Annotated in this window: 8 protein-coding genes and 1 pseudogene; 8 read left to right on the forward strand and 1 reads right to left on the reverse strand. The window is 71.0% G+C overall.

Features of this window, described 5'->3' with window-relative positions; all coding sequences use genetic code 11:
- Positions 1-183: 183 nt before the first annotated feature.
- Positions 184-783 carry a CueP family metal-binding protein gene (locus V7E09_RS12595; protein ID WP_324523472.1) on the reverse strand — a complete coding sequence of 200 codons (600 nt, stop codon included), beginning with the start codon at positions 781-783 and terminating at the stop codon, positions 184-186.
- Between the two features lie 277 nt (positions 784-1,060).
- On the opposite strand from V7E09_RS12595, the gene V7E09_RS12600 reads away from it, so the two are divergent.
- From V7E09_RS12600 to V7E09_RS12635, 8 genes and pseudogenes are all read left to right on the forward strand, one after another.
- Entirely contained in the window at positions 1,061-2,080 is a 1,020-nt protein-coding gene (locus V7E09_RS12600; protein WP_324509996.1) for a LacI family DNA-binding transcriptional regulator, read from the forward strand.
- Positions 2,077-3,012 (forward strand): carbohydrate ABC transporter permease, encoded by a 936-nt coding sequence (locus tag V7E09_RS12605; protein WP_324509994.1) that lies wholly within the window; start codon positions 2,077-2,079, stop codon positions 3,010-3,012. Before V7E09_RS12600 ends, V7E09_RS12605 begins: the two co-directional genes overlap by 4 nt.
- Positions 3,009-3,848 (forward strand): carbohydrate ABC transporter permease, encoded by an 840-nt coding sequence (locus V7E09_RS12610; protein ID WP_324509993.1) that lies wholly within the window; start codon positions 3,009-3,011, stop codon positions 3,846-3,848. The genes V7E09_RS12605 and V7E09_RS12610 overlap by 4 nt, the downstream gene beginning before the upstream one ends.
- A 59-nt stretch (positions 3,849-3,907) precedes the next feature.
- Entirely contained in the window at positions 3,908-5,179 is a 1,272-nt protein-coding gene (locus V7E09_RS12615) for an ABC transporter substrate-binding protein (RefSeq protein WP_324509992.1), read from the forward strand.
- Positions 5,180-5,220: 41 nt separating this feature from the next.
- The gene (locus V7E09_RS12620; protein WP_324523473.1) at positions 5,221-6,381 is read left to right on the forward strand and encodes an ADP-ribosylglycohydrolase family protein; all 1,161 of its coding nucleotides are present in this window, start codon (positions 5,221-5,223) and stop codon (positions 6,379-6,381) included.
- Positions 6,378-7,724 carry an ADP-ribosylglycohydrolase family protein gene (locus V7E09_RS12625; protein WP_324509988.1) on the forward strand — a complete coding sequence of 449 codons (1,347 nt, stop codon included), beginning with the start codon at positions 6,378-6,380 and terminating at the stop codon, positions 7,722-7,724. Before V7E09_RS12620 ends, V7E09_RS12625 begins: the two co-directional genes overlap by 4 nt.
- A complete protein-coding gene (locus V7E09_RS12630; RefSeq protein ID WP_324509987.1) occupies positions 7,721-8,611 on the forward strand; it encodes a ribokinase in 891 nt (296 codons plus the stop codon). The genes V7E09_RS12625 and V7E09_RS12630 overlap by 4 nt, the downstream gene beginning before the upstream one ends.
- Before the next feature lie 67 nt (positions 8,612-8,678).
- Positions 8,679-9,082: pseudogene (locus tag V7E09_RS12635) on the forward strand (hypothetical protein); the annotation flags it as partial.

Here is a 9,082-nt window from a genome sequence, read left to right on the forward strand (position 1 = left end):
GCGAGTCCTCGGCGCGCTGACCCTCAGTCCTCGGCGGGCTGACCCTCAGTCCTCGACGGGCTAGCCCTCAGTCCTCGGCGAACTCCGGCGAGGACTGAGGGTGACGGCGCCGAGGACTGGGGCTGGGGGCGTCGAGGACTGGGGCTGGACGTGGCCAGGGCTGGCGTGCCCGGGGGCGGGCGGCTACTTGACCTGCAAAGTGGTGAGGCAGGTGGCGTCCTCGGCGCCCGTGGCGAACGGGACGCTACCCGTCTTTCCGTCGACGGTCACCGTCACCGTGCCGCTGATGTCGCGCGGCAGCCAGAAGCCCACGAACCCGTTGGCGTAGGTGGTGGCGTCCGCGTCGACCAGGGTCGCGCCCGCGGCATCGGTGATGGTGACGTGCACCGAGGTGTTCGCCAGTTCGCCCTTGCACGTAGCGAGGCTGTGGAAGTAGCAGTCGTGCGTCTGGGACGCGAACGGCGCGATCGACAGATAGAACTCGTTCGCTCCGGACAGCGGGACGGACGTCTCGGCCTTGCCGTCACCGACGATCACGTGGTCGGGACGCACCGACGCCTTCAGCTGCAGCGGACGCGCCGTCGGATCCTGGTCGAGCTTCTCCACGATCTGCTGACCACTCAGGCCGGACAATCCCAGGGACGCCAGCACGTCGCTCGCTGCCGGGGCGCCCGCCGAGGTCGTGGCGGCCGGGGCAGGGGTGGTCGCCGGGGCCGAACAGCCCGCCAGCGCGACGAGCGCGGCGAGGCCGACGAGCGGAAGGGTCAGGGTCGTGAGCTTCATGGGGATTCCTCGGATCGACTGATTCCTACAAGCCGTAGTATAGGCATACCCCCTAGAGGTATGGCGCCTGCTGGGTCGGGCTTCGCCTGGGTCCGACCGCGTTGCACAGGTCTCGGGGGACGATGCGACGGTTGCAGTCCGCCACCTCTGGGAAAACCCCCTAGTCAAAACCTTGTTCTTCGGATTGGAAAAGGTTCCACTCCGGATGGCTTGCCCGCGTCGGGGTGTCCGCGCTTGGATGCTTGTAAACGTTTCCATTCGGACCAAAGGTGACCCGATGACCAACCAACGACCGACGCTCGCGCAGGTGGCGCGGCACGCAGGCGTGTCCGTTGCGTCGGTCTCCCGTGCCCTGAACGGGGGCTCCGCCAGCCGCGACACGGTGGAACGCGTCCGGGCCGCCGTCAACGAACTCGGCTACGTCCCCGACGCCACCGCGCGGCTGCTCAAGCTCGGCCACACCCCCTCCATCGCGTGCGCCGTCCCCGATATCGCCAACCCGATCTACGTCGAGATGGTCAAGGCCATGGAGGCCGTCGCCAAGCGCGAAGGGTTCCGCCTGACCCTCATCTCGGTGGGCAGCGACGCAGGCGAGATCTCCGACCTGGTCCGCAGCATGGACCGCGGTTTCGCCGACGGGCTGATCATCACGCCGCTGCGCGTCACCGACGAACTCCTCGAAGCGCTGCTCACGCTGTCCGTGCCGCTCGTGGTCATCGGACGCATCGACGCCGACGTGCCCATCGACGCCGTCGGCGTCGACTCCGAGGCGGGCGTCCGGATCGCCATCGATCACCTGATCGCCGCCGGTCACCGCGCCGTCACCCTCGTCAACGGCCCCGCCGACACCACCCCGGGTGGGGCCCGCCTCGACGCCTACACCGCGGCCGCCCACGCGCACGGCTTCGCGCCGCGCGTCGTCACCGCCGCCGACTTCACCACCGAGGCCGCCCTGGACGCGCTCGGCGACCTGATGGCGGACGCCGACGCCCGGCCGAGCGCCGTGCTCGCCACCAACGATCTGCTCGCGGTCGGCGTCATGCGCGCCGCCGCCCGGGCGGGCGTCCAGGTCGGCGCCGATCTCGGCGTCGTCGGCATGGACGACACCGTCTACGCCAATCTCGTCCACCCGCCGCTCACCAGCGTCTCCTTGGGGGCCGCCGAGCGCGCCACCCGCGCGGTGGAACTCCTGCTGCACCGCATCGATCACCCCGGACGCGCCCACCGACGCGTCACCGTCGACCCCGCGCTCGTCTCGCGGGAGTCCAGCCCGAACCGAAAGGAGGGGTCGCAATGACGACGGAGTCATTGGCCCTCGTCGACACACCCGTGAGGCCACCCCGGCGCACGGCCCGCGCGCGGGCTCGACGCGTCGAGGCGGCGGTGCTGGTCATCCCGGCCCTCATCCCGATCCTCATCTTCAGCGTCGCACCGCTGCTGAGCGGCATCGGGCTGGCGTTCACCGACGCCTCCCTGCGACGCAACGCCACCAACCAGTTCATCGGGCTGCAGAACTTCGCCGACCTGCTCGGCGACACCATGTTCTGGGAGTCGTTCCGGATCGGCATGGTCTGGGCGGTGTCGGTGACGACGCTGCAACTGGTGGCCGGTCTGGTCCTGGCGCTGCTGCTGAACGCCAACCTGCGCTTCCAGGGGCTGGCACGCGTGCTGGCGCTCATCCCGTGGGCGATGCCGCCGGTCGTCGTCGCGATCATGTGGCAGCTCATCTACTCCACCAACGGGCCCCTGAACGCCGTCCTGTCGCTGTTCGGGCCGACCGTCACCACCAACTGGCTGGGCGACTTCTCCACCGCGTTGCCCGCGGTCATCGTCGTCGGCGTGTGGGTCGGGATGCCGCAGACCACCATCACCTTGCTGGCCGCGCTGCAGCAGATCCCCACCGAGCAGGTCGAGGCCGCCGCGATGGACGGCGCCAACGCATGGCGCCGCTTCCGCCACGTGTCGCTCCCCGCGATCCGGCCGGTCATGGCGTCCATCACCAGCCTGAACTTCATCTGGAACTTCAACTCGTTCGGCCTGGTCTACGTGATGACCGAGGGCGGACCGGGCGGCCGCACCATGCTGCCGATGCTGTTCACCTACCTGGAGGCGTTCAAGAGCCGCAACCTCGGTTACGCGTCCGCGATGGGCTGCGTGCTCGTCCTGATCGTCGTGCTGCTGCTGGCGATCTACCTGTGGAGCCAGTTCCGAGAGAAGGAAGCGAAGTGACCAGCCACATCTCGCCCTGGGCCCGCGCCGGGCAATACGCCCTCCTCGTGCTGTTCATGGTCTTCCTGGCGTTCCCCCTGCTGTGGCTCGTGTCGGCCTCCTTCAAGAGCAGCCGCGAGCTGATGAACCTCGACATCACCTTGTTCCCCCGCGAGTTCCACCCCGAGAACTACCTGGTCGCCTGGAACCAGCAGGGCCTGGTCGGCTCGGCCGGGAACAGCCTGATCGTGGCGCTGTCGACGATGGTGCTGGTGATTGTCTTGTCGTTGCCCGCCGCCTACGCGTTCGCGCGGTTCCGCGGCCTGCTGCGTACCGTCGGCACCGGCTGGATCCTCGTTTCGCAGGTGTTCCCGGTGATCTTGATCATCATCCCGCTGTTCCTCATCCTGCGGGACGCGGGCCTGGTCAACACCCTCCCCGGCCTGATCCTGGTCTACACGACCTACACGATGCCGTTCGCCTTGTGGATGTTGCAGGGGTTCGCCGCGTCCATCCCCGCCGAACTGGAAGAGGCCGCGGCCGTGGATGGCGCCAGCCGGTTCCGGACGCTCACCAAAGTGGTGTTCCCGCTGCTGCTGCCCGGCATCGCCGCCACCGCGATGTTCGCGTTCGTGTCGGCCTGGAACGAGTTCTTCTTCGCTCTCGTGCTGATGCAGACCCCCGACAACTACACGCTGCCGATCGCCTTGAAGATGTTCATCGGCGGCGAGGGCAAGGTGGCGCTCGGACCGCTGGCCGCGGGCGCCGTGCTCGCCACGATCCCGAGCATCATCTTCTTCTCCATCATGCAGCGCAAGCTCGTCTCCGGCATGCTCGCCGGCTCCGTCAAGGGCTGACCCAGCCCTCCCCCGATCGCCCCGTCACGTCTCGTCGAAACAACCAAGGAGAACCGTCAATGAAGACATCCAAGCTCGCTGCGGCCGTCCTGGCCGCCACCGTGGCCCTGGGGCTCACCGCCTGTGGTGGCGCCCCAGCCCAGACCCCGACCGCCACCGGTCCGATCAACCTCACGTTCCAGTCGCTCTCGGATCAGCCGGGCGCCATCGCGGCGACCAAGGAGATCGTCGAGGCCTGGAACACCGCCAACCCGACCATCAAGGTCGAGACCATCCAGGCAGGCTGGGACGGCGTCTTCGACAAGCTGACCACCCAGTTCAGCGGCAAGAGCGCCCCCGACGTCATCCACTACGAGGCGGCCTCCATCCTGCCGTTCGCCGCCGACGGCTATCTGCGCGACCTCAGTAAGGACATCTCCGCCTCCGCGAAGGCCGAGATCAGCGACGGTGTCTGGGACTCGGTGACGTTCGACGGCCAGATCGTCGGCGTCCCCACCCAGATGCAGACCTACGTCGTGTTCGCCAACACCAAGCTGCTTGCGGACGCCGGGGTCACCGTTCCTGCGGGCGACTCGATGACGTGGGAGCAGTTCGCCGACATCGCCAAGCAGGCCACCAAGGGTGACGTGAAGGGCCTGGGCTGGGGGCTGAAGTCGCCGACCGCCACGATGATGGCGCTGGGGCCGATCAACGGTGCCGCCTTCTTCACCGGCGAGGGGGACAAGGCCGAGATCGCGATCGGGGACAACGAGATCGCGCTGCCGAAGGCGATCCGCGCGCTGTCCGATGCGGGCAGCCTCGACCCGACGTCGCTGACCCAGAGCGGCGGTGACGTCCTCAAGGCGTTCTACGCCGGCAAGTACGCGATGACGGTCCAGGGCTCCTACCAGGCCGCCAACATCGCCAAGGACGCCCCCGAGGGCTTCGCGTGGGTGGAGCTTCCGCCGCTGTCCGGCACGAAGGGCACCTACCAGGCCGCCAACCCGCAGACCCTGTCGGTCAACATCGACTCCGCGCACGGCGCCGAAGCCGCGAAGTTCGTCGAGTTCTTCACCCAGCCCGCGAACATGGCCAAGCTGAACCAGGCCGACGCCCTCATCCCGGCCTCCAAGACGGCCCGCGAGCAGATCCTGACGGCGACCGGCGGCAAGGACGGCTGGGCGATGACGCTGAAGTCGGGCGAATCGCTCACCTCGGCTCCCTACCTGAAGGCGACGAACTACGCCCAGTGGAAGGACACCGTCGCCACGCCCGCGTTCCAGAAGTACCTGACCGGCCAGATCGACGAGGCGACGCTGACGTCGGAGCTTGAGGCCGGCTGGAAGCGCTGATCCACCCCATCCACGAGAACAAGAGGCAGCGAGGTTCGGACATGACACACGCGCAGGACCGTCTGGTCGCGGTGATCGTCGGAGCAGCCGTCGGGGACGCCCTCGGCGGGGCGGTCGAGGGTTACTCCCCTGAACAGATCCGGGAGCGTCACGGCGGGCCGGTCACCGGCATCGTCGGCCCCTGGTTCGCCGACTGGGAGAACGCCCGGCCGATGTCGCCCTATCACAAGGGCGATGGCCTGGTCACCGACGACACGTTGATGACGCACGCCCTGATCGACACCTACGAGCGGGTCGGTGGGCACCTGAGCGCGTACGACATCGCGTCGACGCTGGTGCCGATCATGATGTCCGAGCCTCGCTGGATCCCCGAGTTGGAGAAGACCACCGTCATCTTGAACCGGGTTTTCCTGGCCGAGAAGTGGATCGTGCTGCGCAACCACTACGCGCACGCCGATCCGCGGGAGGCGGGCACCGGGAACGTCGTCAACTGCGGTGCAGCCATGTACATGGCGCCCGTGGGGGCGGTGAACGCGGGCGATCCCGAGGCGGCCTACGCCGAGGCGATCGACGTCGCCGGGGCCCACCAGTCCAGCTACGGACGCGAGGCCGCCGGGGTGTTCGCCGCGGCCGTCGCGGCGTCCCTGGCCCCGGACGCCACCGCGCAGTCCGTGTTCGACGCGGCCCTGGCGGTGTCCCACGACGGGACGCGGGCCGCCCTGCTCGCGATCGGTGCGGCCGTGGACGCCTGGGACGGTGGGTCTGATCTCGCCGTCGCCCTGCGGGACGCCATCCGCCCGTTCGACATGGTGGGGGAGGCGTACCGGGAGCCCGGCATGGACGCCCGCAAGCCGTCCCGCACCAAGTCGATCGAGGAACTGCCGGTCGCGCTCGGGTTCGTCCTGGCGCACCGGGGCGACTTCCGCGCCGCCGTCCTGGGCGCGGTCAACTACGGCCGTGACTGCGACTCGATCGCCACCATGGCGGGCGCGATCTGCGCAGGCCTGGGCGGGACGGCCGCAGTCCCGACCGAGTGGGCGGACGCCGTCGCCGCGGCGTCCCGCATCGACCTCGTCGCGGTCGGGCACCGGCTCGCCGCCGTGGCAGCGAGCCTGGCCGTCGGGGACGCGGAGCGGGCTGCCCGCACCGCGGAGATCGCGCGGGCCCGCGCCGCTGCGCTGATGGCGGAGGTGCCGGCATGAGGCTCACCTGGGTGCAGCCCGAGGATCTGCTGTTGCACGCGTTCGTGCAGGCGCAGGCCGAGGGCACCGACGTCTCGGACCTGACGGCGCGCTGGCTGGAGGTCGCCGGAACGCTGGACGCCCCGGTCAGCGGAGCGGCCGTGACCCCGGCATCCGACGCCGACCGCGACCTGGCCCGCCGCCTGCTGGAGGAGGTGGAGGCCCGCACCGTCCGGCACGCCGACGACGCGGCCGCCGTCTTCGCCCGCTCGGCGGCCCCCGTGGACCTGCCCACGCAGGCCGCCCCCGACCGGGTCCTCGGTGCCTGGCTCGGCCGGGCCGCGGGCTGCCTGCTGGGCAAGCCCGTCGAGAAGATCCCGCGCGTCGGCATCCGCGCGATCCTGGACGACCTGGGCGAATGGCCGCTGCGGCAGTACTTCACCGAGCAGGGCCTCGACCCCGCCGTCGGCGAGCGCTACCCGTGGAACCGGCGCAGCCGACCCACGTCGCTGCGGGAGAACATCGCCGGGATGCCCGAGGACGACGACCTCAACTACCCGCTGCTCAACCTCGAGCTGCTGGAGCGGCTCGGGGACGCCTTCACCGTCGACGACGTCGCCACGAGCTGGCTGGCGAACCTGCCCGCCGGGCGCGTCTTCACCGCCGAACGGGTCGCCTACCGCAACCTGCTCGACGGCGTCCCGCCCGCCCTGGCCGGGTCGACGCGCAACCCGTTCCGCGAGTGGATCGGCGCGCTGATCCGCGGCGACGTGTTCGGCTGGACCCACCCGGGACGCCCCCGGGAGGCGGCCGCCCTCGCCTTCGTCGACGCCTCCCTGTCCCACGTCCGCGACGGCATCCACGGCGAGATGTGGGTCGCCGGTGCGGCCGCAGCGTCCGTCGTCGCCGACGACCTTGACACGGTGCTGCGAGCGGGGGCGTCCTGCGTCCCCGAAGCCTCCGGGCTGCGCGAGGCGGTCGACTTCGGCGTCGAGACGGCTCGGGATCGCGACCTCGACGCGGGCCTGGACCGGCTGCACGCCCGGTACGGCCACCTGCACTGGGTGCACGTGCTCAACAACGCCGCCACGATCACGTGGGCGCTGGCGTCCACCACGGACGCCGACGGGCGGCCCGGCTTCGGCGCGGCGATCGCCCGGGCGTCGATGGCGGGCTGGGACACCGACTCGGCGGGCGCCACCGTCGGCTCGCTGGCGGGTGGGCTGCTGGGCGCGGCGGCGTTGCCGCCCGCGTGGATCGACCCGATCGAGGACCGGTACGCCACCAGCCTGCCCGGGTTCGACGGCGTCAGCTTCACCGAACTCGCGCGGCGGACGATCGCGCTCGCCGGGAGGGCATCATGAGCTCGGTCGTGGTGGTCGGCAGCGTCAACGCCGACCTGTCGGCGCGGGTGGCGCGCATCCCCGCCCCGGGTGAAACGGTGCTGGCTACCGGCTTCGCGCGGTCCCCGGGCGGCAAGGGAGGCAATCAGGCCGTCGGGGCGGCCCGCGCGGGCGGCGCCGACGTGACCTTCGTGGGGGCGGTCGGCACAGATGCGGACGGCGCCTGGCTCGCCGACCGGCTCGACGCCGCCGGGGTGGACGTGGCGACGCTGACCCGGGTCGAGGGGCCCTCGGGGCAGGCGCTGATCAGCGTCGACGCCGCCGGGGAGAACGCGATCGTCGTCGTCCCCGGTGCCAACGCCGCCTTCGCCGAGGTGACGCCCGTCCAAGCCGACGCGATCGCCCACGCCGACGTCGTGCTCGCCCAACTGGAGACCCCGCTGGCCACCATCACCGCGGCCGCCCGGATCGCCCGCGCCCACGGTGTGCGGTTCCTGCTCAACGCGGCCCCCTCCCAGCCGCTGCCACCCGACCTGCTCGCCCTCCTCGACGTGCTCATCGTCAACGAGCACGAGGCCCGCGACGTCGCGGGCACCGACGACCTCGACGAGGCGCTCACCCGGCTCGTCGCCGAGGTGGGGACCGTCGTGCTGACGCTCGGGGCGTCCGGGTCGCGCGTCGTGCACCGCGGGCAGGAGCCGATCAGCGTCCCCGCCCGTCGCGTCGAGGCCGTCGACACCACGGCGGCCGGCGACACCTACTGCGGCGTGCTGGCCGCCGCCCTCGCCCGCGGGGCGTCCTGGGAGGCCGCCGCCGAGGAGGCGTCCGCGGCGTCGGCCTTGACCGTGACCCGAACGGGAGCCCAGGACTCGATCCCGACCCGGGCCGAGGTGCTGGCCGCCCTGTAGCGGCACCGGCACCGGGCCGGATCGCGGCAGAACTACCGCACGACAGCGCACCACCGAAGAAGGAGACATGACCGTCACACCGCAGCCGCCCGTCGGGCCGCTCAACCCGCTCGTCCCGCGCCCGATCGACCAGCCGATGGCCGTCCCGCTCGCTCCGGACGCCGACCTGAGCGTCCTGGATGCGGCGAAGATCTTCATCGCGCCGGACGATCCGGCCGACTGGGACGCCTGGCGGGCGGCACTGGAACGGTGGCGCGAGGAGGCCCGCGGACGCTACCCCGACCACGGCGCCCGCTACGAGGGTGCCGGGGCGTGGGCGTCCGAGTGCCGCGTCATCGCGCAGGTGTGGCTGTGGGACGAACTCCTCTACGACTTCGCCGAACGCCGCTTCACGCCCGACCGGCTGCTCGCCGACGCGCAGGCCCGGTTCGGGGGCTTCGACGGCGTCGTGCTGTGGCACGCCTACCCGGT

The organism is Propioniciclava sp. (assembly GCF_036744435.1).
In the GTDB taxonomy this organism is placed as follows: domain Bacteria; phylum Actinomycetota; class Actinomycetes; order Propionibacteriales; family Propionibacteriaceae; genus Propioniciclava.